At 38.7% G+C, this 25112-nt stretch carries 24 protein-coding genes and 1 tRNA gene; 7 read left to right on the forward strand and 18 right to left on the reverse strand.

Annotation, left to right across the window (positions count from 1 at the left end; genetic code table 11):
- Positions 1-408 precede the first annotated feature (408 nt).
- Both NFR27_RS06020 and NFR27_RS06025 read left to right on the forward strand, forming a co-directional pair.
- On the forward strand, positions 409-921 hold the full coding sequence (locus NFR27_RS06020) for an Lrp/AsnC family transcriptional regulator (RefSeq protein WP_251442737.1): 513 nt from the start codon (positions 409-411) through the stop codon (positions 919-921).
- Positions 914-2089 (forward strand): aminotransferase class I/II-fold pyridoxal phosphate-dependent enzyme, encoded by a 1176-nt coding sequence (locus NFR27_RS06025; RefSeq protein ID WP_251442739.1) that lies wholly within the window; start codon positions 914-916, stop codon positions 2087-2089. The genes NFR27_RS06020 and NFR27_RS06025 overlap by 8 nt, the downstream gene beginning before the upstream one ends.
- Positions 2090-2156: 67 nt before the next feature.
- Here the strand turns inward: NFR27_RS06025 and NFR27_RS06030 are convergent, their stop codons facing one another.
- The 6 genes from NFR27_RS06030 to NFR27_RS06055 all read right to left on the reverse strand — a co-directional run bounded on the left by NFR27_RS06030 (position 2157) and on the right by NFR27_RS06055 (position 7557).
- Positions 2157-3725: a nitrite/sulfite reductase gene (locus tag NFR27_RS06030; RefSeq protein WP_251442741.1), complete on the reverse strand. Its 1569-nt coding sequence runs from the start codon at positions 3723-3725 to the stop codon at positions 2157-2159.
- Between the two features lie 157 nt (positions 3726-3882).
- Entirely contained in the window at positions 3883-4665 is a 783-nt protein-coding gene (locus NFR27_RS06035) for a ferredoxin reductase domain-containing protein (RefSeq protein WP_251442744.1), read from the reverse strand.
- Between the two features lie 32 nt (positions 4666-4697).
- The gene (locus tag NFR27_RS06040; protein ID WP_251442747.1) at positions 4698-5360 is read right to left on the reverse strand and encodes a hypothetical protein; all 663 of its coding nucleotides are present in this window, start codon (positions 5358-5360) and stop codon (positions 4698-4700) included.
- Positions 5361-5377: 17 nt separating this feature from the next.
- A complete protein-coding gene (floA, locus tag NFR27_RS06045; RefSeq protein ID WP_251442749.1) occupies positions 5378-6385 on the reverse strand; it encodes a flotillin-like protein FloA in 1008 nt (335 codons plus the stop codon).
- A 12-nt stretch (positions 6386-6397) separates the two neighbouring features.
- Positions 6398-6859 (reverse strand): NfeD family protein, encoded by a 462-nt coding sequence (locus NFR27_RS06050; protein ID WP_251442752.1) that lies wholly within the window; start codon positions 6857-6859, stop codon positions 6398-6400.
- A 146-nt stretch (positions 6860-7005) separates the two neighbouring features.
- Positions 7006-7557, reverse strand: coding sequence for a methylated-DNA--[protein]-cysteine S-methyltransferase (locus NFR27_RS06055; RefSeq protein WP_251442755.1), 552 nt, complete (start codon positions 7555-7557; stop codon positions 7006-7008).
- Positions 7558-7702: 145 nt separating this feature from the next.
- Between NFR27_RS06055 and NFR27_RS06060 the strand changes: the two genes are divergently transcribed.
- Entirely contained in the window at positions 7703-8077 is a 375-nt protein-coding gene (locus tag NFR27_RS06060; protein ID WP_251442758.1) for a RidA family protein, read from the forward strand.
- A 97-nt stretch (positions 8078-8174) separates the two neighbouring features.
- Here NFR27_RS06060 and NFR27_RS06065 read toward each other — a convergent pair whose 3' ends face one another.
- Together NFR27_RS06065 and NFR27_RS06070 are read right to left on the reverse strand one after the other, a co-directional pair.
- Positions 8175-9287, reverse strand: a complete 1113-nt coding sequence (locus NFR27_RS06065) for a protein-tyrosine phosphatase family protein (protein WP_251442761.1) — start codon at positions 9285-9287, stop codon at positions 8175-8177.
- A 187-nt stretch (positions 9288-9474) separates the two neighbouring features.
- Positions 9475-9921 (reverse strand): hypothetical protein, encoded by a 447-nt coding sequence (locus NFR27_RS06070; protein WP_251442763.1) that lies wholly within the window; start codon positions 9919-9921, stop codon positions 9475-9477.
- A gap of 409 nt (positions 9922-10330) precedes the next feature.
- Here NFR27_RS06070 and tadA point away from each other — a divergent pair, with 409 nt between their 5' ends.
- Positions 10331-10828, forward strand: a complete 498-nt coding sequence (gene tadA / locus NFR27_RS06075; protein WP_251443273.1) for a tRNA adenosine(34) deaminase TadA — start codon at positions 10331-10333, stop codon at positions 10826-10828.
- Positions 10782-10873: transfer RNA gene (locus tag NFR27_RS06080), tRNA-Ser, on the forward strand. The genes tadA and NFR27_RS06080 overlap by 47 nt, the downstream gene beginning before the upstream one ends.
- Before the next feature lie 258 nt (positions 10874-11131).
- Here the strand turns inward: NFR27_RS06080 and NFR27_RS06085 are convergent.
- The 5 genes from NFR27_RS06085 to NFR27_RS06105 all read right to left on the reverse strand — a co-directional run bounded on the left by NFR27_RS06085 (position 11132) and on the right by NFR27_RS06105 (position 16835).
- The gene (locus NFR27_RS06085; protein ID WP_251442766.1) at positions 11132-11884 is read right to left on the reverse strand and encodes a hypothetical protein; all 753 of its coding nucleotides are present in this window, start codon (positions 11882-11884) and stop codon (positions 11132-11134) included.
- Positions 11885-11895: 11 nt separating this feature from the next.
- Complete coding sequence (locus NFR27_RS06090) at positions 11896-13029, reverse strand: hypothetical protein (protein WP_251442769.1); 1134 nt, start codon at positions 13027-13029, stop codon at positions 11896-11898.
- A 12-nt stretch (positions 13030-13041) separates the two neighbouring features.
- Positions 13042-13908, reverse strand: coding sequence for a hypothetical protein (locus NFR27_RS06095; RefSeq protein WP_251442771.1), 867 nt, complete (start codon positions 13906-13908; stop codon positions 13042-13044).
- 13 nt (positions 13909-13921) lie between these two features.
- Positions 13922-15250: a hypothetical protein gene (locus NFR27_RS06100; protein ID WP_251442774.1), complete on the reverse strand. Its 1329-nt coding sequence runs from the start codon at positions 15248-15250 to the stop codon at positions 13922-13924.
- Positions 15251-15368: 118 nt separating this feature from the next.
- Positions 15369-16835, reverse strand: coding sequence for a nicotinate phosphoribosyltransferase (locus NFR27_RS06105; protein ID WP_251442777.1), 1467 nt, complete (start codon positions 16833-16835; stop codon positions 15369-15371).
- A 123-nt stretch (positions 16836-16958) separates the two neighbouring features.
- Here NFR27_RS06105 and NFR27_RS06110 point away from each other — a divergent pair, with 123 nt between their 5' ends.
- The gene (locus tag NFR27_RS06110; protein ID WP_251442780.1) at positions 16959-17852 is read left to right on the forward strand and encodes a DMT family transporter; all 894 of its coding nucleotides are present in this window, start codon (positions 16959-16961) and stop codon (positions 17850-17852) included.
- Positions 17853-17858: 6 nt separating this feature from the next.
- Positions 17859-18755, forward strand: a complete 897-nt coding sequence (locus tag NFR27_RS06115; protein WP_251442783.1) for a prenyltransferase — start codon at positions 17859-17861, stop codon at positions 18753-18755.
- An 89-nt stretch (positions 18756-18844) separates the two neighbouring features.
- Here NFR27_RS06115 and NFR27_RS06120 read toward each other — a convergent pair whose 3' ends face one another.
- The 5 genes from NFR27_RS06120 to NFR27_RS06140 form a co-directional block, all read right to left on the reverse strand.
- Positions 18845-20014 carry a M20 metallopeptidase family protein gene (locus tag NFR27_RS06120; protein ID WP_251442786.1) on the reverse strand — a complete coding sequence of 390 codons (1170 nt, stop codon included), beginning with the start codon at positions 20012-20014 and terminating at the stop codon, positions 18845-18847.
- Between the two features lie 45 nt (positions 20015-20059).
- Positions 20060-20410, reverse strand: coding sequence for a peptidase dimerization domain-containing protein (locus NFR27_RS06125; protein WP_251442788.1), 351 nt, complete (start codon positions 20408-20410; stop codon positions 20060-20062).
- A 59-nt stretch (positions 20411-20469) separates the two neighbouring features.
- On the reverse strand, positions 20470-22014 hold the full coding sequence (locus NFR27_RS06130) for an AbgT family transporter (RefSeq protein ID WP_251442790.1): 1545 nt from the start codon (positions 22012-22014) through the stop codon (positions 20470-20472).
- A gap of 325 nt (positions 22015-22339) precedes the next feature.
- Entirely contained in the window at positions 22340-23953 is a 1614-nt protein-coding gene (locus NFR27_RS06135) for a vWA domain-containing protein (protein WP_251442792.1), read from the reverse strand.
- The gene (locus tag NFR27_RS06140) at positions 23953-25074 is read right to left on the reverse strand and encodes an AAA family ATPase (RefSeq protein ID WP_251442794.1); all 1122 of its coding nucleotides are present in this window, start codon (positions 25072-25074) and stop codon (positions 23953-23955) included. Before NFR27_RS06140 ends, NFR27_RS06135 begins: the two co-directional genes overlap by 1 nt.
- Between the last annotated feature and the right edge of the window lie 38 nt (positions 25075-25112).

Below are 25112 nucleotides of genomic sequence, written 5' to 3' on the forward strand. Positions count from 1 at the left end.
CGATTGATAGAAACTTACATAGAAACTATTAAAAGCTCTCTATTGGCTACACTACGGTGTATCCAGCGGAGAGCTTTTCTTTTAACTAATTTTATCTACCTTAACTACCTTTGCCACTTTAACTGCTTCAGCTACTTTAACTATTTTATTTATTTTCACAACGGTAGTTACCCTACGTTTTGAACTATAAAAATACCAAATCATACGAAATATAAAATAAACGACAATATAAATTCAACATTCATGCAAAATTAGCATGAAATTCATACTCAAATCACATCAATCAACAAATAGACTATTTTATTCGTTTTCAAAGAGTGGTAAAATAGACAGTATATTAATTGTCGGATTTAACCGACCTGCCTCGGATGGCTTCGCCCTTCCGATAGATGAAAGGAGACATCAATTATGAGTAATTCTAATGTAACTGCTACTGACAAAAAGCTACTCGACCTTTTGGCCGCGGACGCAAGTATAACGCATGGCCAATTAGCCGCCATGCTAGGTGTAGCCGAAGCCGAGGTATCTGAACGTATTGCCGCCTTAGAAGCCCAAGGTATCATTAAGGGCTATCAAGCGGTTGTTGATTGGGAGGCTATTGATGCCAATAAAGCAACAGCCCTCATCCAATTACAAGTAACACCAGAACCTGACCAAGGCTTTGATAAATTGGCTCACCGCATTATGCAATTTGAAGAAGTGGAAGGGGTCTATCTCATGTCTGGTGGTTATGATTTAACCGTAGTTATCCAAGGCAAAAGCATGCGTGATATTGCCCTTTTTGTGGCCCGTCGTCTTTCCACCCTTGAAGGGGTGCGTGGCACAGGCACTCACTTCATTCTAAGTCGTTACAAAGATCGCAATGTAATCTACCATGATGAGGTACAAAAAGAAATAAGGAGCAATGTATTCTATGATTAATTATGATGAGTTTTTAAATCATGAGCTAGCTAATGTAAAACCATCTGGTATTCGCCGTTTTTTTGACATTGCTAACGAAATTGATAATGTTATATCACTCAGTATTGGGGAACCCGACTTTTCTACCCCTTGGCATATTCGTGAAGCGGGGATTGCGTCCCTAGAAAAAGGCAAAACTTGGTATTCACCAAATCGTGGTTTTGCCGATTTACGCGAAGAAATCAGCCATTGGTTCTCTCGTAAATATGGCGTTACTTATGAGCCCGCTACGGATATTTTAGTCAGTGTTGGTGGCTCAGAAGCAATTGATTTAGCCCTTCGCAGCTTAATCAATCCTGGCGACGAAGTGCTCATCCCTGTGCCTAGTTTTGTATGTTACACACCACTCACAGAAGTGGCTAAAGGCGTAGCAATCCAAGTAGAAACAAAGGCTGAAAATAATTTCCGCCTGACCGCTGAGGACATAGAGGCACATATAACACCAAGAACTAAAATCCTAGTGCTACCATTCCCTAATAACCCTACTGGCGCCGTTATGCGCCGTGAGCATTTAGAGGAAATTGCTAAGGTTATTGAAAAACATAATTTATTTGTCATTTCTGATGAGCTTTATAGCGAATTAACCTATGGTACTAATCCTCATGTAACAATTGCGGCTATTCCTGGTATGAAAGAGCGCACAATTGTAATCAATGGCTTCTCTAAAGCCTTCGCCATGACAGGTTGGCGCCTTGGTATTGCGGTAGGGCCAAAAGAAATTATTGCTCAAATGACCAAACTTCATCAATACGGCATCATGAGTGCCCCTTCAATCGCCCAATATGCAGCCATTGAGGCCCTTAAATATGGCGATAAAGACATTGAATATATGCGTGATCAATACGATATTCGTCGCCGCTTATTAGTAAATACCTTTAATGAACTTGGTTTAACTTGCTTTGAGCCAGAAGGGGCCTTCTACGTATTCCCTGATATTCGCTCTACAGGCTTTGACTCAGAGACATTCTGTGAAAAACTGCTTTATGCTAAACATGTTGCCATTGTTCCAGGTAACGCCTTTGGTGATTGTGGTGAGGGCTTCGTCCGCGTTGCTTACGCCAATTCCTTAGCCAATATTAAAGAAGCTTTAAAACGCATTAAAGAATTCTTAGTAGAAATAAAACAATAAATAATAACTAAAAAAGTAGGCACTAGCAATATTACTAGTACCTACTTTTTTTATTTTATAAACTTAATTATATATATTTCTTAGCCAATGTTTCAAATTCAGCAGCATGATCTTTAATCCAAATATCGTAAGGTTGACCTGCTTGATTTAATACTGTTGCTAACTCTGCAAAGAAGGCTGGCAAATCAGCAATAGTGATAGCCCCTAAAGGCTCACCAAAGGTAACAAAACCTAATTCATCACTGCCCCCCTTAAAGAGATTAAAGGCTGGCTGTGGTTTGCCATCTACTTGTTTCACAAAGCCATGAAGACCAAGCGTACCAATTTGATGCGTACCACAGGAAGATGGACAACCTGAAATATGAATTTTAGGCAATAGGCTATCATCAATTCCTTCTGCTGCTAAATGCGCTAGAATATCTTTATACGCAGATTGGGAATTTTGGAAACCAACTTGGCAACGAGCCGCCCCTACACAGCATACACTAGCAGCAAAAGCAGACGTAGAGCTATCATCCTTAATTAAATCATATACTTTGCGTGCTTCTGAAGCGGTTAAATTAATAAAATATGTCCCTTCTTCACTAGTCATGCGGGCTTCAGCACCTTCTAAAGAACCGACATATTGGAATACATCACGAGCCACTGCAGGCTGTGCATGGCCTCCTACGGGATGATAATATACATAATACAAGCCATCTTGTACTTGTTCACCAATGAGGCCTTTCGCAGCTGAAAGTTCTTCAGCTGTAAGTCGCTCCGTCCCTGTTTTAGTAATCGCTGTATTTGGTAAAGTGAAACTTAAATCCTCAGTACGTTTAACAAAAGTTAAGAACTTATTAAAAGCATCACGGAATTTATCCTCACCCATATCTGCTACCATGTAACGAGTGCGGTTCTTACTGCGCGTTTTATAATCCGCATTTTCAATAAAGGTGCGCACCATAGCTTTAATATAGTATAAAATATCGGCTGGAGCTACTTTTTCTGCCAATAAAATACCTTTACGCGGATTGCCACCTAAGCCACCACCAGCATATACGGTAAACGTACCATCTGGCTGCGCCCAGAACCCAAGATCCTTAAAGGTAACATGAGTTGTATTTTCAAGACCATTAGTAAAGGCGATTTTAAGTTTACGAGGCATTTTAAAATCAGGAACTAGCGTAAGAATATACTCACTTGCTACCTGTACATATGGTGTTATGTCAAAAGGTTCACCATCTACAACACCACGCAATGGGCTAGCTGCAATATTTCGTGGATGGTCACCACCACCGCCACGAGAATAAATGCCATGCGCATGACACTCTTTAAACATTTCAATCACTTGTGGTCCTTGCAAGCCATGAATTTGAATCGATTGGCCTGTTGTGAAATGAAGATGTGGTAATTCAAAGCGAGTAAACATATCTGCTAAAAAAGCTAATTGTTGTTGCGTAATACGTCCCCCTGGTAAACGCAACCGATACATAGCTGTATTAGCACCACGTTCTGCATAAGTTCCAAAAGGACCGGATAAGCCCTTATAGTCATTAACAGAAATTTCTTTGTTGAAAAATTGTTCACTAGTTTTAGCAAAGGTTGGTAAATCTTTGATGAGGCGTGCCTTCACCTCTTCGGTTAAAAATGCCATACTGTATCCCTCTCAATCTTTATACTGACATACTTATATCAAGATGACATAAAACTAATCCAATCGTAACACGTCCCCTGTACTGCGTCAATACTGAATGCAGTACAGGGGACTTAGTATTCTTATATATAGTTAGTTGTTTTATATATGTATGCAATCAATCTGCTTTTAACTCTGGAAAATAAATACTGCGTTGCACATCTAAACGATCAATAAAAATCCGTTCATCTTCAATGCCAGAAATTCGTAATTCATGAATCCATTGTTTCATAAAACCATGCCCGCCAAGCACAACAAAGCGTCCATTAGTAAATAACTGTGTCTCATCTAGAATATTACGTACTGTTTGCTCAAACGCATAGCGATTACTCTTAAAAATATAAGATACTCGCCCATCGTCTACCATGAGGTCTCGCAGCTCTTCAGTCGGTTCAACTACATTGACACAAATAATGGGGCCTTCGCCGCCAGCTTCTAGTACATCTCGTATAAAAGCATGCATACTCGATAAGCCAACACCTTGTGTTAATAAAACTAAAGGCCCTTCTGGCGGAACTGCTAAATGATTATTGACTTCTAATATAAATAAACTATCGCCCACTTCATAGGTAGCCAAATCGGCTTTAAAAATAGATGGATTATCTGGAATGCGCGTAGAAAATACCACTACCCCATCCTGTGGTCGTGTCGAAATAGACACAATACGTGTATATTTAGGGTCAAATGATGCCGTAGTAAATGTGGTAGACTCCTTTTGTCGGGTCGCTAAATCACAACCTTTAATACGGGAACCCATAGTAGGGTCCAAGCCCTCAAATAGCCCAATTTTCATATTAGCCCCACCAGCCCAAGTCATTCCGTCTGGGATGGCTAATGTATACGTTCTCATAGAGCGACCAAGGTGACGACACTCTAAAATTTCGGTAATTCGTACTGCCATAGGAGAAAACTCCTTTCCAACTTGCAGTGTATTTAACGTCGATAGGCACCTTGTTGCTTAGCCTTTGGCGCCTGTAAAATCAGGGACCACTTAATCCCCGCTTTTAAACCTCCTGGTGGTAATGCCTGTGAACGTTTACGTGTTCCTGTTAACTGCGTTGGTTCCCAGACTGTCCCCTGGGGCATCGATTGTACTGTTTTAGCTTGTGAAACTTGTGAAATTGCCGTGATTACTTTATCTAAGCTTGTATCACGAGTATTCCTTTCACGTGCTTTACTTTCTTGATTTTTTGTTTCCTGTGATGTTGTTATTAATATATCGCGCAATTCATCAACTGTAGATTTTCGATCTACCGAACGACGCTCCTGGTTGGAGGACGGTTTCGTCTCTAACACTGTTTTTTGATTATTAGCGGCCGGCGTCTCATCCTTGCGTTCCATCTTTATGCCATAGTACTCTTCCATAGCTTCCCAAGATAGTTCTCCTTTAGATGCTGTCTTCGGCTTAGCCTTTGGTCCTGGCCGAGACTGTTGCCCCGGCTCCGACCAATCATAAGGCTCTCGTTCTGTAGAATTCATATCTACTGAATCAGACTCACTTTGATTATCTTGTTGATGCTTTTGTCGCTTCTTCCGATTATTAAAAATCCCAAAACCTAATATTAATAAAAACAAGAGAAAGCCTAATGAATCCATAAATTAGCCTCCGCTACTTACTTCTTACGCCCATCTTGCTGTGTTGATAATTCTGCTGTTTCACCATCAGCAATGGTTTCACGCATCTTAGTATCAGCCATAATATTATTCATATTATAGTAATCCATAACACCCATATGACCATCGCGCAAAGCCTGTGATAAAGCTTGTGGTACTTCTGCTTGAGCTTCCACAACCTTTGCCTGCATTTCTTGGGTATACGCTCTCATTTCTTGTTCCTTAGCTACCGCCATAGCACGGCGTTCTTCAGCCTTCGCCTGAGCAATATTTTTATCTGCTTCAGCTTGATCTGTCATAAGTTGAGCACCAATATTACGTCCCACATCTACGTCCGCAATATCAATGGACAAGATTTCAAACGCTGACCCTGCATCAAGACCTTTATTCAATACAGTTCGAGAAATATGATCTGGATTTTCCAATACATCTGTATGCTCTTCGGAAGAACCTACTGTTGTTACGATACCTTCACCAACACGGGCGATAATAGTGGCTTCACCAGCACCACCCACTAAACGGTCAATGTTGGCACGTACCGTTACGCGAGCACGCACTTTAAGCTCAATACCATTTTTAGCAACTGCTGAAATGGTTGGCGTTTCAATCACTTTAGGATTTACACTCATCTGTACCGCTTCTAATACATCACGGCCAGCTAAGTCAATGGCGGCAGCTCGTTCAAAAGTCAACGGAATAGATGCTCGTTCAGCAGCAATTAAAGCATCAACTACCCGGTCAACATCACCACCCGCTAAATAATGGGCTTCTAACTGGTTTACATTGACAGTTAAGCCTGCCTTATTCGCCTTTACTAATGGTAGCACAATTTTCGATGGCGATACCCGACGTAAACGCATCCCAATGAGAGTAAAAATACCAACATTTACCCCAGCGGCTAACGCAGAAATCCACAGCCCTAAAGGGACAAAGTGGAAAAATAAAGAGATTACCACAACAGCAGCAAAAATAACAAAAATAAAGCTAAAGCTCAATAAATCTTCCATAATTCCTCCTCATTACACTTTTCTAACTACAATACGACCACCTGTTACTTCGACAACTACTACCTCTGTACCAGGTTCATAAAATTCACCATCCGTCACCACATCAACTGGTTTATCATCAAATAAAACCCGCCCTGCAGGACGTAATACTGATTGAGCTATACCCGTTTTACCAAGCAAATCGGTGCGTTCCTCATTACCGCTATAGCCCCGTTCTTTCGTAGATTCTAATGTCAAGGTTAACGCTTTACCAAGGCGACTATTAGGCGCTTTTTTTATAAGCCAAACACCTACAATCAAGGCAATAACTGCTACTACAGCGACTACCATAGCCGCGAGCATGCCAGCACCTAGATATAAATAGAGGGCCCCCAATAAAGCAATAACACCTAATAAACCAAATATACCAATACCTGGTACTACTGATTCAATACCAAGTAGAACTACGCCACCAATGACCAAATATGTGATCATGCCTCTCCTCCTTTCACCATTGTTTTAGGCTTATTTATATTATTCGATACAGATATAAAAAATACCTCTTTTATATCCCTTAAAATTTCAATGAATTAATAAAAAACGCTTTCCAGACCATATAGTACCAGAAAACGTTTCACAACTTATACTGTATTTTTTGTCGTCCGCTTTGGCCACTTTAATTGACTCACATCAATCCCTTCTAATTCAAGAAGTTTTACTTTAACTGCCAAACCACCAGTATAGCCTGTTAAATTGCGATTACTACCAATCACACGGTGACAAGGCACAATAATTGGGATTGGATTATGCCCTACTGCGCCACCAATTGCGCGCGCTCTAATTCCCATATTATTATCTTGCGGATATAATTTTTTAGCTAAATCTCCATATGTAATAAGAGAGCCTGCTGGAATCTGGCACAATGCTTGCCAAACAGACCGACGAAAGTCAGTACCAATAAAACGAATCGGTGGCAATTCCTTTGGAATATGCCCTTTAAAATACGCACTTAACCAAGCAAAAGTTTCATCGAAAATAGGCAAGGATGCCTCTTCTATTTTCAAAGTATCTGCTGGCAATGTATATTGTTGTGATGGCATAGTAAGACCCACTAAATACGTCCCATCACTATAGAGTGTAATAGAGCCTACTTCAGAAAAATCTTTCGTTTGTGAATATAAAATATCAGCCATAGGAATCTCCTTTACATTGGAATTGTACATTTTACTATATTTTGTCCATTTATAGGTGTACTTATGAGACAACTTATTTTATAATAGTCTTATAAATAAATTATACTAATTTAAGTTCGTACTTGTCTATGAAAGGAGTTTTATTATGAAACCAGTTTTCACTGAAAACGCCCCTAAAGCACTAGGCCCTTACTCTCAAGCTATTAAAGCCAATGGCTTTGTATTTATTTCTGGCCAAGGTGGCATCAATCCTGCAACAGGCAAATTAGTTGAAGGTGGCGTAGAAGCGGAAACATTACAAGCTATGAAAAATATTGAGGCTATTTTAAAAGAAGCTGGCACAGACTTCTCCAAAGTAATAAAAACAACTTGTTTCTTAGCCGACATTAATGACTTTGCTAAATTCAATGCAATTTATGCAGACTATTTTACTAGCAAACCAGCTCGTAGCTGTGTATCTGTTAAAGAATTACCAGCTAACTTTTCTGTAGAAGTAGAAGTTATCGCTATCGCTGAATAATAGATTTCTATTGCTCAAACTAATAAAAAGCACTTCCCCAAAACTAACTATGATTAGTTCCCAAAGGAAGTGCTTTTTTGTTTTACCCTATACACCGCTATATAATGGCAGTCGGATGCAACCACTCACTCCAAGTCAATTGAAAATTAGTATGATGATTTTGTTGTACATAACGATAAAACTTACGAATCATCAACGCTTTTTCTTCATAATAAGGAGCTTTCCAAGTATCCTCATCAGTGGTATATGCTACATTATTACCACCTAATACCTGCTGACGACTTAAAATATCTTCTAAAGGTACATTCGGATTTTTCATAATATCATACATAGCCATAAAAATAGTCGTTCGCCCTTTACCAGCTTCACAATGAAAATGAAGCCAACTATTCTTAGGCAAGGTCTTATAAAACGCAATAAATTTATCAATACTCATTTCATCAGGCCAAATATGATCTGTAGTAGCTAGCCGCAGATAATGTAGCCCTTGCTCTTTAGCTACCATCGCTTCAGTCTTAACAGACTCTACCATGATAGACTGTTCATTAATTGCTTCTTTTTCTTTATTTAAGGTAGCTAGCTGTAAGGTTGTCTGCGGTAAAGTAGCCAGCAACTCTTTTTCCTTATCTAAAATAGTAATCTGCTTTTCTCCTACATTGCCCCAATTACGCTTCCCATAATGGCTTATGGGAATTCCATTGACGAATACATGTGTTTCCTGTCGTAAATCAACTACATAAATAGGACCATCTGTTTTTGTTCGTAAAGTGCTGGCTAACTGCTTGAATTGAGCTTCTGTAGGCTGCCCACTACCCGACATTTGAGTATATGCTAAGCCCTTTCTGGATGGTGATACATCCTCAATACCTAATTTATAATGATCATGAGTAGTTCTAAAATTAACAGGTAATCTAGCTCCGTCTTTACTATCTTCACGCCACATATAAGGGGTATAGGGATTAACAAGTCGTTTATCTGCATATACCGCATTAGGATTAATCGCCTGCTTTGAAGTAAGCTGAATAGAATCTGCCACTGCTTTATGAGCGACTTCACTTTCAAGCCGGCTTTCTTGGGTTGGTAATGCTAGGCGAGGTATTGCAGCTTTAGGAAGTACTGCTTCCTGAGCAAAAGAAGTTCCATATACAGTAGTCCCTACAATGGTCATTAAAGCCGCCCTTTGCCATATAGCACTTGATTTTCGTTTCATAACGAATTCCTTTCATAAAACAAAAAAGCCTGTAAAGTATCAATTCACAGGCTTCTTCGTTTGTGTGTTGTGTTTGTGTGTTTGTGTGTTTTTTGTGTTTGTGTGTGTTTTTTTGTGTTTGTGTGTGTTTTTTTGTGCGTTTGTGTTTAGTGTGTGTTTTAGAGAGAGTCTTTAAAGCTAATGAAGCTTAAAAGGTTGCTTCTGGAATAGAAGCATGGGAAGGTTTCTGCGAATGTCCCTCTTCTTGTGGACTCCTATCTGGTTGATACTGACGCTCTTTGCTATGATGCGCTCTACGGTCATAATCAACTGGCATATGACCTGCATTGCTACGAGATGCTCCATACATAGTCTGCGGCATCAAGAAAATAGCTGCATTAGCTTCTACCTGATTATGTGCCATCGAACGTGCCCGTACCATATCATCATAGGCGGTCGGCATAGTATACGGCCTACGGTCTAAGCCCATTTCATGTGGACCTTTCATAGAAACACTTGTTTCTACTGCCTGAGGATGTGTGGTTGCTGGTTGTACCGCTGACGGCTCAGCAGCCAGTGATGTGCCCCAAAGCATGCCACCGAGTACACCTAGTACAGCAACCTTTCTCAGTAAACTTTGAGATGGTTCTTTCATACTAAGACTCCTTTGCTATACTATAAAAAAAGGGAAATTCTATAGCAATCTCTTACGATGAGCTTCGATACGAGGTGAAAACTCAATTTCTTGTAAGAGTTTCTTGCTATGTGTATAGAATACAGGGATAACATGAACTCCACATGTGAAAACCGTGAGAGTTATGTGAAGTTTTCTCATGAATACTCATCTATAATTCATGAACTTAAAATATTAACTATAAATAACAATAAGTCACTATAAGTGATATTCAGTCCTATAAGTAATGTTCAATCCTATAAATAACTTTTAATCACTATAAATAACTATCCATGTGTATATAAAATCACAACCTATAAATAAAAAATTAATATAGTCAAAAAGAGAGATTTTATTATATAGTATATACAGTAAGTGCAAGGAGGTAATCATGACAGATCAAGACTATATGCAAGAGGCCCTTGTTGAAGCCCGTAAAGCCTATGAATTAGGCGAAATTCCTATAGGAGCCATCATTGTAAAAGATGATACAATTATTTCACGACACCATAATCGCCGAGAATTAGATCATGATGCCACGGCTCATGCTGAAATTTTAGTCATTCGTAAGGCCTGTGAAATACTTGATCGTTGGCGGTTGACCGGTTGCACTCTTTATGTTACTATAGAGCCATGTCCGATGTGCGCTGGTGCCATTATTAACAGTCGAATTGACCGTGTTGTCTATGGCAGTAGTGATTACAAAGGAGGCGCTGTAGAATCTTTATTTAATGTACTCACACATCCTGGATTAAATCATGAGCCAGATATTTTAAGTGGTGTATTAGCTGATGAATGCAGTCAAATAATGAAAGATTTTTTCAAAGAGCGTCGTAAAAAACGGAGAAGTACCCAAGAGGCTGAAGGGTCCGCACTCGAAATGCGGTAGGTCGGCAAAACCGGCGCGGGGGTTCAAATCCCTCCTTCTCCGCCATCTATGTACCGTATTTTTCGATTAATTCCAATAATAATCAAACCTCTTACAATACTAGGTAACATCTAGTATCATAAGAGGTTTTTCTTTTTGTCAAATCATTAGAAATTAGCCATAGTTTTCAACTTTTTCCGTCTAATTACCGTCTTAAATTTGATTTATAACTGTTCATTCAGGTTTGATTTATAACGCTTGCAATATAATCTTTCAACCCAGTAAATACAAGGCTTTATACGAGAAAACTAGTTTCCGTCTAACCTATTTAAAGCTCTTAATATAGTTCTCAAACACTGGCGTAAATGCCTTACGTTCTACATCAGAAGTCACCATTATATAGGCTACTGGATTAGGCTCTTTTAAAATCATAGCCCCTTGTACATAAAATGGCAACTCAACGCCTTGCGCATTTACGAATAAACGGGTACCTGCTGTATATGTAGGATACTGTGTACCTTTTAATTCTGTCCAAGGTGTTTGATTTTCCATATCAACGGTTATATTCATACTTGGCGAATTAACAGCGCCATTTTGCAAAGTCCCTTGTAAAAACTTATTGACCTGTTGTTCACTTTGAAGCCACATAGTATTAATCATTGGCAACTGTTCTTTTACGAAAGCTGGATTTAATAGAGCAGAAAAGCCCTTTGTATTTTCTTGTGTTAACTCCATAGTAAATACATTAGCCGTTTTTAAAGATTTTTTATCTTTCAACTGCCACTGATAAGCATCAACCGCTTCACCTAATTTAAAATCCTTATTTTGAATTGCTTTCCCAGTTTCTTTAGTTGCTGTTTTTTCTATTAAATCAATATAACCTGGGATAAAAATACTATTTGATAAGCGGCTTACTGTTACATTACTTGGTAAATTAGCGGTACCTCCAATTACTTTCTGTGCTACCACTTTGCTATTAGTATTCGCTGACAAACTAGCTGCATTAACAGCTGGCACCGTACTAACTACCCCAACTAAGCAAGTAGCTGTTAGTGCCCATTTTTTCCATTGTTTCATTAATAAGCCCCCTATTTTAATTGTAAGATTCTTTCAAATTGTTGTTGCCAAAATTCGCCATCCGCATCATTAGCCATTACAATTGTAATAATCGGCCCAGTTGCTTCATAACGAATCATAGAAAAGCCTGCTGTTGGCACTTGATAGCCATCATAGATTATATTAGAACGCTGATGATTAAATACAAGTTTACCTAACGCCGTATTTTCCTTAATTTGCGGCACCGCATTAGCAGATAAGTTTTCTATTTTCATAGTTTTCAAAGTGGCTTCTTGTAAAGCTTGAACTTGAGTCATAAACTCTTTTTGTTCAGGTTTTACCCCTTGCATATCAAGACCACCCACAGCTTGTTGGTTCGCAAAACTTTGAGAAAACTGTTGCATTATCTGCATTGCATAGATATCTGAACTACCTAAATTTTTACCATTGGCAATCTTTTCACGATTTTGAATCTCAGACCAACGATATAATTCATTTGGATGATAACCTACTCGTTTATTTTGGTAAAAATCATCATATTGTTTTAATTCAGCCTGTAAAGTTTGCACAGCTTCCTTATTATTATCTTTTTCAGCAGCCTCTATCATCTGCAAAATCACCTTACGACTCAACTGATAGCCTTCTTCGCTATACACAATGGAATCAGGCTCTAACTGAACTTCAATTCCATAGGCCACATGATGAGCCTCAGCATCCTGTGCTTGAAACTGATACAGATTAAGATTTTTAATTGTATTTTTATTATATTCAGTCAAGATAGGCACATCTAAATTATCCTTTTGCGCCAAGCTACGTATAACCTGTGCGTACTGAACATTATACAAATCTATAATTTTACCATACAAGGATGGATCTGCCATATTAGCTTCCACCGTTTTCTTTAAGTCAAATACTTTAACCGTATTTCCTAAAGCGATTTGCTTACCATCCGTAGTCTGCCAAACATGGCTTCTCGTATCTATAGCTGTAACTGGCGCCAACGAGCTAGCATTTATGGTTTCAAAGTTGCCAGTTAAGACTGGCTTATTTTGAGACTGCCCATTAATAACAGTTGTATCAGCAGAAGCAGCGGCACTAGTATTCGCCAAAACTCCCACACCAATAGCAAGTGCTAATAGGAATTGCCGTTTATTTTTTAATTTCATAAATTCTCCCTCTTATAACTCTTGAATGAACTGTACAAAACGAGGTGCAAAGACCTCCTTTTCTACATCCGATGTAACTAATACATAAGCCACTGGATTTGGTTCCGTCAATACGACAGCACCTTGCAAGTAATATGGCAATTCTAGCCCATTAGCACCAGCAAAGAAACGAGTGCTTGCCATGTAGGCTGGATGGGTACTATGCGGTAATCGAGCCCATGGAGTTTGATCTTTCAACTCTGCTTTAGTATAAGCAAATGCAGATGCACCACTATTCATGGCTAATTCTTGCACTTTTTTATATAATTTACCATCACTTTGTAGCCATTGTGCATTTAAAGCAGGTAATTGACTATCAATAAATTCCTTATGTGCTAAATTAGATAAGCCCTTTGTCGTTTCTGGCGTCAATACTAATCCAAATACGGTAGCCGTCTTACGACCATCACTATCTTTTAATTGCCATTGATATACATCAGCTTTTTCACCAAGCCGATAGTCATTCATATAACGTAATTGTTTTTGTTGCCGTTCGTAAGCTTTTAAACTAGCTTCCCGCTCTTCACCGATTAATAACTTATTATCTTCCCAACTTCGTAACTGTGGCCCTCTAGCAATGTCTTCTTGTAATCCTTTTTCAATGAATTCAGCAAAAACTGGTACAAGAACGGTATCTGACAATCGGCGAATTGTTACATCTCTAGGTACTGTAATAGCCCCTTTATGGCCTAGCACTTCAACAGCTCCATCACTAATATAACTGGTTGTTACAGCTTGTGAGGTTGTACTCATTGTATTTTGGCTAGCTGCTTGTCCATAAAAAGGTATGCTAGCTACTAATAACGTGGCCACTAGTGCACTTCGTTTCCAAAAATTCATAACTATATCCTCCTTATTGAATTCCATAGGTTGCTTTTAATTGTTTTTCCCAATAATTAAAATCCCCATCATTCGTAACTAAGAAGGTAAATATAGGGCCTTCTTTTTCATAGCGAATCAAATTAATATTCCCTACAGGGATTTCATAACTATCAAAGGTAAGGGCCATACGACTATCTGAATATAACATCGTTCCTATATGAGAATTAACAGTTTTTATATCGCCCAATGTATCGGCATGGATGCCTGAGGTGGCGAAGAATTTCTGTAAACCTTCCCGAATCTTACCACTCATGATTAATTTTTCTTTAGCTCGTTCATTGCTCTGCGCCTCTTTAGCTAATTCTTTTTCATGATTTGCTAAATCGGCTACCATAGCGTTAACGAATTTATTTTTATATAAATTGAAAAATGCATTAAACGCCACTGGATCTTGCGAAGTTTTTACTGCTTGATAGCCCTCAATAGTTGCTTTGCGGAAACTATTTGGTTCATACGTAGTTGGATACGGTGCTAACCACGCTTCGTTTTCTGCCAATACGGACTTATTAAATTCTTTCATGAACTGCCAGGTATGAGGCATTTTGTCAGTATCACTGGATGAGCCAAATGTAGCAATATCAGATACATCACCAACAAAACCCGTAGCTTGCTGTGCAGATTGCAAAGAATCTAATAAGTTAACACCACTGCCACGTACAGCTGTACTCGAAGTCATCGACCCATCGACTTCTTTTTCAAGGAACTCCCATAAAGCTTTCGTTAATCGTAATTCAGCTCGTTCCCCTTGAATATAGTCTTTACCTAAAGCTAGATCAACTACATATGCCGTATGAACACCTTTTTCATCTTCCCCACGTAATTGATACGCATTCCAATCTCGGAAAATCTCACCTTGGAAGTTTTTTAATTCTGGCACATTAACTTCTTTAGTTTTGGCTAATTCACGAATATCATTTACATATTCATCGTTAAATTCCTTAGCTGAAAGAAAAGCCGTTCCATCTATCATGCCTTGAGGTGTTATCATACGTTTTAAATCAAATACAGTCACGCCCTGAGGTGTATTCAATCTCTTATTATCTACAGTAGTAAATACAGGACTTACCAATACAGGCTGAATCCCACTATTCATAGACAAGGCCGTAGCCTGATTTGTAGCGGTTTCACTAGCTGGTTCTATCGTTTTATCAACCTTCTCTTTCGAGGCTTGTGAGGCTTCACTTACGGCATATACCATTCCTAGCGTAGCCGTATTTACTTCGGCCCCTTGCACAACCGTGCCAATACTACTTCCTAAGAGAGCGGCCATTACTAACCCATATATATGTTTTCGTTGCATCTCACACACTCCTTTGCGGCTAATTAAAATTTGCTATATAATTAGTATATAACTAAAACGTATAATTTTCATGAATTATATAAATACTTAAATTTTCATACTTTCCCTGAAACGTAATTTACTCATGATGATTACGTTTTACTTTTTGCAATAATAATTCTTGTTTTAACTCATGAAGTTTATGGCTAATATTCACTTTCACTACTGGCGGACGATTTAAACGCAAGTATTCAGGCCATAATAATTTAATCTGCTCATTCGCATAACTTACAATATCAGGTAAACTTGGCAAATCATAAACCAATTCGCCCTTTTCAAAAATCGGCACTAATAAATCGACTACATCAAAACTATTCGCTTCTAAATGAGTACATTTCCATGGATACATAGGATTTTCAAAAGTATATGGCTTCGTTGTATCTATCGTTTCATCAATCAAACAAATCAAATCGCCAATCAATTTGCGATTACGCCGATTAATAAGACGTAATACCTTTTTACAACCAGGATTGGTCACTTTTTCGATATTATCGGAAAACTTCATAGTTGGCATAAATTGACCATCTTCATTCCACTGCCCAGCCAATTTATACACACCGCCTAAAGCAGAGGTACCATCAGCGGTAATGAGTTTTGTCCCTACGCCCCACGAGGTAATGGCACTATGTTGACTTTTCAAATCAGCAATGCGATGTTCATCTAAGTCATTAGACGCAAAAATAGTGGCATCTTCAAAACCTGCGTCTTTTAACATTTGAAAAGCTTCTTGGGATAGATATGATAAATCACCACTATCTAAGCGAATACCATACCCCTTAGGCATTGTACCGCCACGGCGTTCTTTAACCTCTTTAAATACTTGAATTGCATTAGGTACCCCTTGTTGTAAGGTATCATACGTATCCACTAATAAAACTAACATATTTTCGTATTGAGCCGCATACGAACGAAAGGCCGTCAATTCATCAGGAAAACTCATAATCCAACTATGAGCCATGGTACCTACAGGCTTAATGCCATATTGAGCGGCCGAATACACATTACTCGTACCATTAAAACCACCAATAATAGAGGCACGCGCACCATATACGGCTGCATTTGTGCCTTGCGCGCGACGCATACCAAATTCAGCTAAGCTATCATTACCAGCAACACTACGAATACGGCGCGCTTTGGTGGCAATTAAAGACTCATGATTCAAATACATGGATAGCGGTGTCTCGATAAGCATAGCTTCATCTTTAGGGGCTTCAATGCGAACTAACACTTCTCCAGGAAATACAATAGATCCTTCTGGTGCAGCATATACTGTACCAGTAAAACGAAACTCTTTTAAATATTCTAAAAAATCGTCTTCAAACAAACCTGTTTTTCGTAAATACGCAATATCTTCTTCATTGAACGATAGATGTTTTAAATAATCAATGACATGCTCTAACCCAGCGACTACCGTATACGCACCATTAAATGGATTTTTACGATAAAAACGGTCAAATACGCAAGGTGTACGATGTAAATTTTCTTTAAATAAGCCTTGCATCATGGTGAATTGATATAAATCTGTCAGTAACGCTTTACTAATCACGATAAATTCCTCATCTCTGCATAATCTAATATAGTAATAATTTACAAGCACTACTATTTAAGCTACAATTGTTAGTGCCTATCCTTATATAATTCTATGTTTATAGAAAGGAATCCTCTTTTTATGTTACAGGCTCGCTTATGTTTATTACTGACTGCCTTTGTTTGGGGCTCCACATTTGTAGCCCAGCGCTTAGCTTCTGATTTAGTAGGTCCACATACATATAATGCAACACGCTTTTTGTTAGGTGTATTAACTGTTAGTCCCTTACTAATTTTTATGAAACAAAGTGCACCGCCACAAAAAGCTAAGGTTTCTATTATATGGATTTCTTTATTATTGGGCTTTTTACTATTCTTAGGCGCCAGTTTACAACAATATGCTATCGCCTATACTACGGCCTCTAAAGCAGCCTTTCTTACGGCGCTTTATATTGTAATTGTACCTACCATCGGCCTTTTTATAGGGCAACAAATTAGCTTGCTCGCCTTAGCCGGCGTACTATGCTCAGTCATTGGGGCCGCCTTATTAAGTTTAAAAGAAAGTTTTATCCCCTCCTATGGAGATGGTATAATTTTAATCTCTACCCTCTTCTGGGCCTTACATATTGTCGTATTAAGTAAAGTCACCAAACAGTATAATCCCTTTAAACTAGCTATGGGGCAATTTTTTGGGTGCGCTTTATTTTCAGGCATCGCCGCCCTTTTATCTGAGCCATTTTCTTGGACAATTATTGAAAATTCGTGGCTCTTTATTGCTTGGGGCGGCATTCTATCCGCTGGTCTAGGCTTTACAGGCCAACTCTTAGGACAACGCCAATTACCAGCAACCCAAGCCTCCCTCATTATGAGCCTTGAAATCGTATTTGCTGGTGTTATGGGCTATTTTATTTTAGGTGAACGCCTTAATTATCAAGAAATATGGGGACTTATTGCTATGTGTACAGGTGTCTTATTAGCACAACTCCCTTGTCCCCCTTCTTTACATATTGGTCCCCTTTGTCGTCGAAAGGAGTAAGTATTGATGACATTTTCACAATTGTATCGACTAGCTCGACCTCGTACCTTAACGGCTGCTTTTAGCCCCGTCATTTTGGGCGCTACCTTTGCTAGCACAATGCATCCCCAAGCACAAAGTACGGCTTTGAGTATATTCTATACGCTTTTAATTTTAATTTGTGTCATGAGTGCCCAAATCGCCGCTAATATTTGGAATGAATATTTTGATTTCAAATCAGGCCTTGATCTAAATCAAGCGGCTGGCAATAGTGGAACCATAGTACGAGAAGGCATTTCACCGCTTCAAGTTAAACGCTTAGGCTATATTTTTACCATCACCCCCATTATCTTAGGCATCATATTAGCCGCCCAAGTATCTTGGTGGCTTATTCCCGCTGGTACTGTCTGTATCTTAATTAGTCTCTTTTATTCAGGCGGACCTAAACCTATCTCTCGAACACCATACGGTGAATTAGCTTCTGGTGTTGCCATGGGCTTTGCTATTGTCTATATCACAGCCTATACCTGGACAGGCACTTTGTTTTGGGATTTCTTAATTCCTGCCATACCTTCCACTATTTTAATTGGGAACATCATGATGACTAATAATTTACGAGATTTCAGTAATGATAAAGCCCATGGACGTCGTACCTTAGTCATTCTCCTCGGCAAAGATGAAGGCATTCGCCTACTGCGAGCTTTGTTTGTATTCTGTGTTATTTGGCTACTGCTATGGGCCCTTTTAGACAAACTGCCTTATGCTACATTATTAGGCGCCCTTGCTTTGATCCCCGCTTTTAAAAGCTCGGTTATCTTAGCGCGCTACGCCGATGTAGTAAAAATGAATGAAGCCATGAAATTTACCTCCATTAGCGTAACCATATATCACGTATTAGTAAGTGTAGGTCTGTTAATTGGATAAAAAAATATAAAAGAGCTGTAACAAAGCGGCGGATAAACGCCATCTTTTGTTACAGCTCTTTTTGTAGATAAATCAGTGTTTGATGAATATTATTGTTTCAAATATTGTAATGCAAATTCGGCATATAAAGCACTGCCACTAGGCAATACATCTTCATCTACATCAAAATTTGATGCATGGTGCACACAACATATGCCTTTCTCTTTATTGCGTGCCCCTAGGAAAGCAAATACACCTGGTACATGTTCTAAATATACGGAAAAGTCTTCTGCGCCCATTTCCTTTATCATAGGAACTAAAGCCTCTTCGCCCATAACTGCAGCCGCGGCCTTGCGAGCTAAATCATTTAGCGGTATATGTTCATTAATAAGCGGTGCCGGACCAAACACATACTCACAAGCTACTTCACAGCCATAAATGCTAGCAGCCTGTGTCGCTATATTTTCTATTAAAGTAGGAAGTTTTTCACGCAGTTCTCGATTAAAAGCCCGCGTTGTCCCCACTAATTCAACTGTATCTGCTAGTGAATCAACGGCGTTACCACCATTCATTTGACACACACTAACCACTAAGGTATCCTCTACGGTTTTATACCGAGTAACTAAACTCTGTAAGGCCACAACAATAGCTGACGCGGCTAGAATGCCATCTGCACCCTGTTCAGGCAATGCTATATCAGCAGATGTGCTCTTTACTTTAATAGTGAAACGATCACTGCAAGCCATTCGTTCGCCATCATCAATATTTACAGTACCTGCCTCTAACAAACTCCAAATATGCATACCAAAGATAGCATTTACATCCTGCAACACACCGCGTTCTACATAGCGACGAGATTCAGTCCCCACTTCTTCTCCCATCTGAAATAATAGTTTAACAGTACCTGCTATTTTATCTTTTTGTGCCATCAATAAATTAGCGGCCCCCAACAACATCGCCGTATGACAATCATGCCCACAAGCATGCATAACACCCGCATTTTTTGAGGCGTATGCTACTTCATTACTCTCTTGAATCGGCAATGCATCAATATCAGCGCGTAGCATAATAGTAGGTCCTTCACTAGCCCCTTTTATAGTCCCTACGCAACCAGTAATGTCTGAAAAAGTCTGAACCTCTACACCAAGGGATTGTAACTCTTCAACAATATGTTTCGTCGTTTCTACTTCCATTTTACTTAATTCAGGATTGGCATGTAAGAAACGCCGTTGTTCTATAATATATGGTTTTATGGCTTCTGCCAATTGTCTCATGCTCATATATACTCCATTTAAATTCACTACGTCTACTCTAATGTGCTAATTCTATGCTTTCACCTGTACAACACCACGGCAGCCTAAACCTAAGGCAACTGAATTCACTAATTCTTTCAACTCTTTGAAAATCATCTCACCTTGGCTCTTATCTTGTGCTAATAATAAGCCCCCAATTAAAACTGAATCCGCAATAATATTAAATTGCTTACCCGCTTTAATAGTTCCTAAGTTTAGGGCTAATGGATTACGCGGATCATTAACGCGGCTCACTAAGGACTGACAAGCTAAGACAATTGAACTCGCTGCTAAAATAGCATCATGTCCCAAATGAGGTGTTGACGCATGTGCGGAGGACCCTGTAATTTCTATCTCAAACGTTATTCGTTCAGAAAATTTCATATATAACTCCTTACTTATAAAGACTTCTTTTCTTTAATGTATATGCCTTAAAACAATACTTATGGTAAATAAATATTGCCACCTGGTCCTAATGGCCAATTAAAGAGAACCCATACGGTAATCATGATAACCCATACAATCGTAAAGAAAAATGAATACGGAATCATATTCGCAATAACGGTACCCATCCCTGCATCCTTTTCATATTTACGAACAAAACCTAATACTAATGGGAAATAATAGAATAAAGGTGACAATGGATTCGTAATAGAATCACCAATACGATAGGCAATTTGAGTTAAGGCCGGATCATACCCAAGCATCATCATCATAGGAACCATAATAGGTGCTAAAATCGCCCACTTAGCGGATGCAGAGCCAATAAAAATATTAACTATACAAGATACTAAAATTAAACCAATAATCAATGGAATTCCTGTAAAATCCCATGCTTGTAACGTACCCGCTCCTTTAATCGCTAGTACAGCCCCTAAATTAGACCAGTTAAAGTAATTTGTAAATTGTGCACAAAAGAAACAAAGTAAGATATAAGAAGAAATATCCTTAAAAGCTAGCGAAATATCACCAAATAAATCTTTATCATTCTTATATTTTCCTGACGCAAAGCCATACACACAACCAGGCACAAATAAAATAATCGTTACCAATAAAATAATACCTTCCATGAATGGCGATTTCGCATCCATAATAGAACCTGTTTCAGGATTTCCTAATAATGGCCGTTCACCAATACATAATAAAGCTACCACAATAATTGTAACAAGTAGCGCCAATAAGCCCTTGTTAACCGCTTTACTTTTCGTTTCAGTTAATGTAATGGACTCAGCATCTAACTCATATTTATCTAAATTTTCATTAGAAAAACGAGGCGCCATAATTTTTTCTGTAACAAACGTCCCTGTAATACTTAATAAGATACAAGATGCCACTAAAAAGTAATAGTTAATCGCCGGCGACCCTACATACTCTGGATCTACAATATGAGCTGCTGCTTCGGTGAACCCATATGCTAGGGAGTCGGACATACCAAGTAACAAATTAGCTGCAAAGCCTGCCGCTACACTAGCATACGCCGTAAATACGCCTAATAGAGGATTTCGACCCATGCCTAAGAAAATAGCCCCTGCTACTGGAGGCAACACAACAAAGGCAGCATCGCCTGCAATATTGCCATTAATACCTACAAAAATGATAACAAACGTTACCATTGCTTTGGAGGCGTCTCCTAGCATTTTCTGCATAAAGGCCGATAAAAAGCCACTTTTTTCTGCAACGCCAGCACCGATAACAGCAACTAGTACCATACCTAACGGAGCAAAATTAGAGAAATTGCTAACTGCCTTAGACCAAATTTGTCTAAAGCCATCAACGGAAAGCAAATTAACAATCTTAATCACCTTTTGCGTGCCAGGATGAACAGCCTCCACCCCTAAGTTGCCTAATACTGCGGAAATTAAAATCGTTATAGCCGCTAAAATAATAAACAAGGATGCCGGATCCGGTAGTTTATTACCAACGGTTTCTACACCACTTAAAAATAATTCCATAACCGTTTTCTTACTTTTTATATTTGGTTCTGCCATTCTCTCTCCTCCTCTATGACATACAACATAAATATAAACATAAACATAAAAATAAAAATAAAAATCTAATCAAGACCTCGTACTACTCTACGATTTGTACTACTATTTTGATTAGATTCCCCTTTTGAGTTTATTTTTCTATAGAATAATACTACCATTACAGAACAGTCCATGTCAACGAAACACTATTACATCTTATGTGAACTCTATACCAATTACGCATACCTCGAACTTTCTAAAAAACAAAAAAGCCTTACTGTGAGTGATTACCCAAAATAAGGCTTTTACTATTCATAAAACACTGTATCTGAAACGACGCCCCCAATTAGTCGTCCCAGTCCTTTTCTTGATTAGCCATCGAAAAACCTTCTTGGTTATTCATAGAATATCCATCCGTTCGTTCATAATCGATAGTCATATCATATTCTTTAACAGTTTGTGCCAAGCGTTTCACTAAGCCCCATGGAGTTTCAAGGGATAACTTAGCCTCTTCACCGACAAGGACCCACAAAATTTTATAATGCTTAGGCGCAACTTTTAAATGCTTTTCCCCTTTACCATCGGTAAAATAAATGACTAAGTCTGCTTGTAAATCATTGGCATATGCCACTACTGGTGTAAATAATGTGCTCCCACGAGCCGTTACACGAGGTTCTACATCTTGAATTTTCTTCACTGTATAAGTGCGTCGAATAATACTATCACACTCTACTACAGTAATTTCAAAGTCATAACTCTTTGTAATTTCAAGCACTTCTAGCATAGCTTGACGAAAGGCCCCATCTGTAATACTACCGCTACAATCTAAAGCTACTACAATTTTAGCACGCCGTTTTCGCAACGTACCACGTAACTCTAAACGCTCTGGCTGACGACGACTACGACGCGTGGTCGTTTTACGATGGCCATAAGCGACTGAGCCAATAAGGCGTTTCAAATAAACTGACCAAGGCAAACTAGCACGATGTTGCTTCATTTCACTAAGTAACCCCGCCAAATATCCTGGCAAATCACCTTTAGTTGAATTATCAACCACCTTATCAGTCAATTGCTGCTGTGAATCCCCATCCACTTGATCAGACTCAGCCCAAATATCATGACTTTTCGCTGCATCAAAAGAATCAGATACATCAGTAGATCTCATGGGCACATCACTTAAACCATCTTCCACTTCTGTAGCACCGTCCGTTTCACGCGCCATATCAATATGGGCTTGAATCTCATCTACATAATATTCCAATGGCTTAAAAGCTACTACATGAGTGCCAAAATTTTTATTTAACCATTTTACATCAATAGCCCCTGGTGGCAACGGTTCAATATAGTTATTCACCACAATATCCATAGCTAGGTTGATAGCTAAAGGTGTATACCGCTCATAGAGCCGCTTAGCACGAATGAGGTGCAAGGAAATAACATGCAAAATTTCATGCTTAATAGAACTCATCATTTGAGCCGGTGTCATATCAAGGAATATGAGAGGATTAAAGTACATAACATAACGACTACCTTTAAAATTAATCCCCGTGCCACTAGTCATAGTAAAGCGAATTTCCTGTCCTACCTGTAAAAAGAAATAGCCATAAAAAGAATCATTTTCAATTAATCGTAAATTTAATTTTGAAACGAATTTTAAAAATCGCTGTTTAAAATCTTCACTAGCTTCTAAATCAACCATGCCCACAGCTAAATCGCGTTTGCCTGCGGCTAATGCAGCGGCTTCTGTAATCGCATACCCAATAGAATTTGTATAGGCATTATCTTTAATCTCTTGAGCCCGCTGTAGCGCGTCTCGCTCTTGTTGCCAAGCTGTTACAATCTGCTTTGCTTCATTTAACAAAGCAACTCTTGTAGCTTCTAAAGGATCATTTGACGTAGGTGTGACAGTAACCACAGAATCCCGGCGAGTAACAATATCAATTTCACTATTAATAGACATTATAAACTCCGTTGTAAATCAAAAAAGGTATTTACAAAGTCATCACTTTTAATGGCTTCTGCATAAAACTTAGGAAAATTATTACGAATATCTTTCATTACTGCCATTTGCAAATCTTCTGGATACTGCTGCATGAATGTCATGAAGCGTCTCATTAAATCTTGTGCTGTTTTTTCATCCACAAATAACTGATGGGCCCGTAATTCCATATGTCTCATTAAATTTTTAGCAGTCAAATACAAACGAGTATGACTTTCTTTTTGCAAACGAGCAACAATGCCTTCCTCCAAAGTTTCGCCACTAAATACCTCATCAAAAGTAATCAATGGCTCATGATCAGCGGCAACAAAGCTCACAAACTCTTGTGCAATTACTTTACCCACATTACCACGAATAACATTAAAGAATACATCTTTTCCAACGGCATCTGGATTTTCTTTATACATGGCATATAAAGCAGACACACGCTCATAACTACGAGGGGTAGCATAAATATCGTCTTCGTTCATCTTATGCAAATATTCAGGATACGTACTAATGAATTCCATTACCATTGGTTCTAATTTAACTTCAGCCGCCCAATCAAGCCATTGCATATAATCTGGTTCCATTTGAAGCCATACAAAACGGTTCTGCTGTGCCACATCCATCTCTACTGTCTGATAATCATAACTATTAGTAGGATTCATGGCCGCTACAATATGAACATCTTTCCCTAACGTAAAACCATTAATTTCACGATTCAAGATTAAATTCATTAATTCTTGTTGTACCGCATGTTCACAGCGGTTAATTTCATCTATAAATAATAATACTGTGCGTCCTGCGGCTAATTCATCAGCAATCGTTTTTAATTTATAATGAATCGCATAAACGGTTACTTTTTCAGTAGCCATAGTGCCATCATCCAATTGACGAACAAAACTATCTACCGTAGGTAAGCCACCGATTTCCCCTTCTTTTAACAAATTCCCATCAATAGTCACCAACGCCCAATCTTTTTGAACAGCTAATTTATGAGCTAAAGAGGTTTTACCAATCCCGGTTTCACCAATCAACAACGGTACTTGACCTGCTGCCAACACTAATTCTACACTTTTCATTGTTTCAACAAAATTCATATATACTATCCTTCTTACCTTACTTTATTTTACTATTC

Origin of the sequence: Veillonella intestinalis, from assembly GCF_943192895.1 — a bacterium.
Classification (GTDB): domain Bacteria; phylum Bacillota; class Negativicutes; order Veillonellales; family Veillonellaceae; genus Veillonella_A; species Veillonella_A intestinalis.

Excerpts from the sequence above, each read along its gene's own strand:
- NFR27_RS06020 (WP_251442737.1), top strand. The coding sequence starts at position 409 with ATGAGTAATTCTAATGTAACTGCTACTGACAAAAAGCTACTCGACCTT.
- NFR27_RS06025 (WP_251442739.1), top strand. The coding sequence starts at position 914 with ATGATTAATTATGATGAGTTTTTAAATCATGAGCTAGCTAATGTAAAA.
- NFR27_RS06030 (WP_251442741.1), bottom strand. The coding sequence starts at position 3,725 with ATGGCATTTTTAACCGAAGAGGTGAAGGCACGCCTCATCAAAGATTTA.
- NFR27_RS06035 (WP_251442744.1), bottom strand. The coding sequence starts at position 4,665 with ATGGCAGTACGAATTACCGAAATTTTAGAGTGTCGTCACCTTGGTCGC.
- NFR27_RS06040 (WP_251442747.1), bottom strand. The coding sequence starts at position 5,360 with ATGGATTCATTAGGCTTTCTCTTGTTTTTATTAATATTAGGTTTTGGG.
- floA (WP_251442749.1), bottom strand. The coding sequence starts at position 6,385 with ATGGAAGATTTATTGAGCTTTAGCTTTATTTTTGTTATTTTTGCTGCT.
- NFR27_RS06050 (WP_251442752.1), bottom strand. The coding sequence starts at position 6,859 with ATGATCACATATTTGGTCATTGGTGGCGTAGTTCTACTTGGTATTGAA.
- NFR27_RS06055 (WP_251442755.1), bottom strand. The coding sequence starts at position 7,557 with ATGGCTGATATTTTATATTCACAAACGAAAGATTTTTCTGAAGTAGGC.
- NFR27_RS06060 (WP_251442758.1), top strand. The coding sequence starts at position 7,703 with ATGAAACCAGTTTTCACTGAAAACGCCCCTAAAGCACTAGGCCCTTAC.
- NFR27_RS06065 (WP_251442761.1), bottom strand. The coding sequence starts at position 9,287 with ATGAAACGAAAATCAAGTGCTATATGGCAAAGGGCGGCTTTAATGACC.
- NFR27_RS06070 (WP_251442763.1), bottom strand. The coding sequence starts at position 9,921 with ATGAAAGAACCATCTCAAAGTTTACTGAGAAAGGTTGCTGTACTAGGT.
- tadA (WP_251443273.1), top strand. The coding sequence starts at position 10,331 with ATGACAGATCAAGACTATATGCAAGAGGCCCTTGTTGAAGCCCGTAAA.
- NFR27_RS06085 (WP_251442766.1), bottom strand. The coding sequence starts at position 11,884 with ATGAAACAATGGAAAAAATGGGCACTAACAGCTACTTGCTTAGTTGGG.
- NFR27_RS06090 (WP_251442769.1), bottom strand. The coding sequence starts at position 13,029 with ATGAAATTAAAAAATAAACGGCAATTCCTATTAGCACTTGCTATTGGT.
- NFR27_RS06095 (WP_251442771.1), bottom strand. The coding sequence starts at position 13,908 with ATGAATTTTTGGAAACGAAGTGCACTAGTGGCCACGTTATTAGTAGCT.
- NFR27_RS06100 (WP_251442774.1), bottom strand. The coding sequence starts at position 15,250 with ATGCAACGAAAACATATATATGGGTTAGTAATGGCCGCTCTCTTAGGA.
- NFR27_RS06110 (WP_251442780.1), top strand. The coding sequence starts at position 16,959 with ATGTTACAGGCTCGCTTATGTTTATTACTGACTGCCTTTGTTTGGGGC.
- NFR27_RS06115 (WP_251442783.1), top strand. The coding sequence starts at position 17,859 with ATGACATTTTCACAATTGTATCGACTAGCTCGACCTCGTACCTTAACG.
- NFR27_RS06120 (WP_251442786.1), bottom strand. The coding sequence starts at position 20,014 with ATGAGCATGAGACAATTGGCAGAAGCCATAAAACCATATATTATAGAA.
- NFR27_RS06125 (WP_251442788.1), bottom strand. The coding sequence starts at position 20,410 with ATGAAATTTTCTGAACGAATAACGTTTGAGATAGAAATTACAGGGTCC.
- NFR27_RS06130 (WP_251442790.1), bottom strand. The coding sequence starts at position 22,014 with ATGGCAGAACCAAATATAAAAAGTAAGAAAACGGTTATGGAATTATTT.
- NFR27_RS06135 (WP_251442792.1), bottom strand. The coding sequence starts at position 23,953 with ATGTCTATTAATAGTGAAATTGATATTGTTACTCGCCGGGATTCTGTG.
- NFR27_RS06140 (WP_251442794.1), bottom strand. The coding sequence starts at position 25,074 with ATGAATTTTGTTGAAACAATGAAAAGTGTAGAATTAGTGTTGGCAGCA.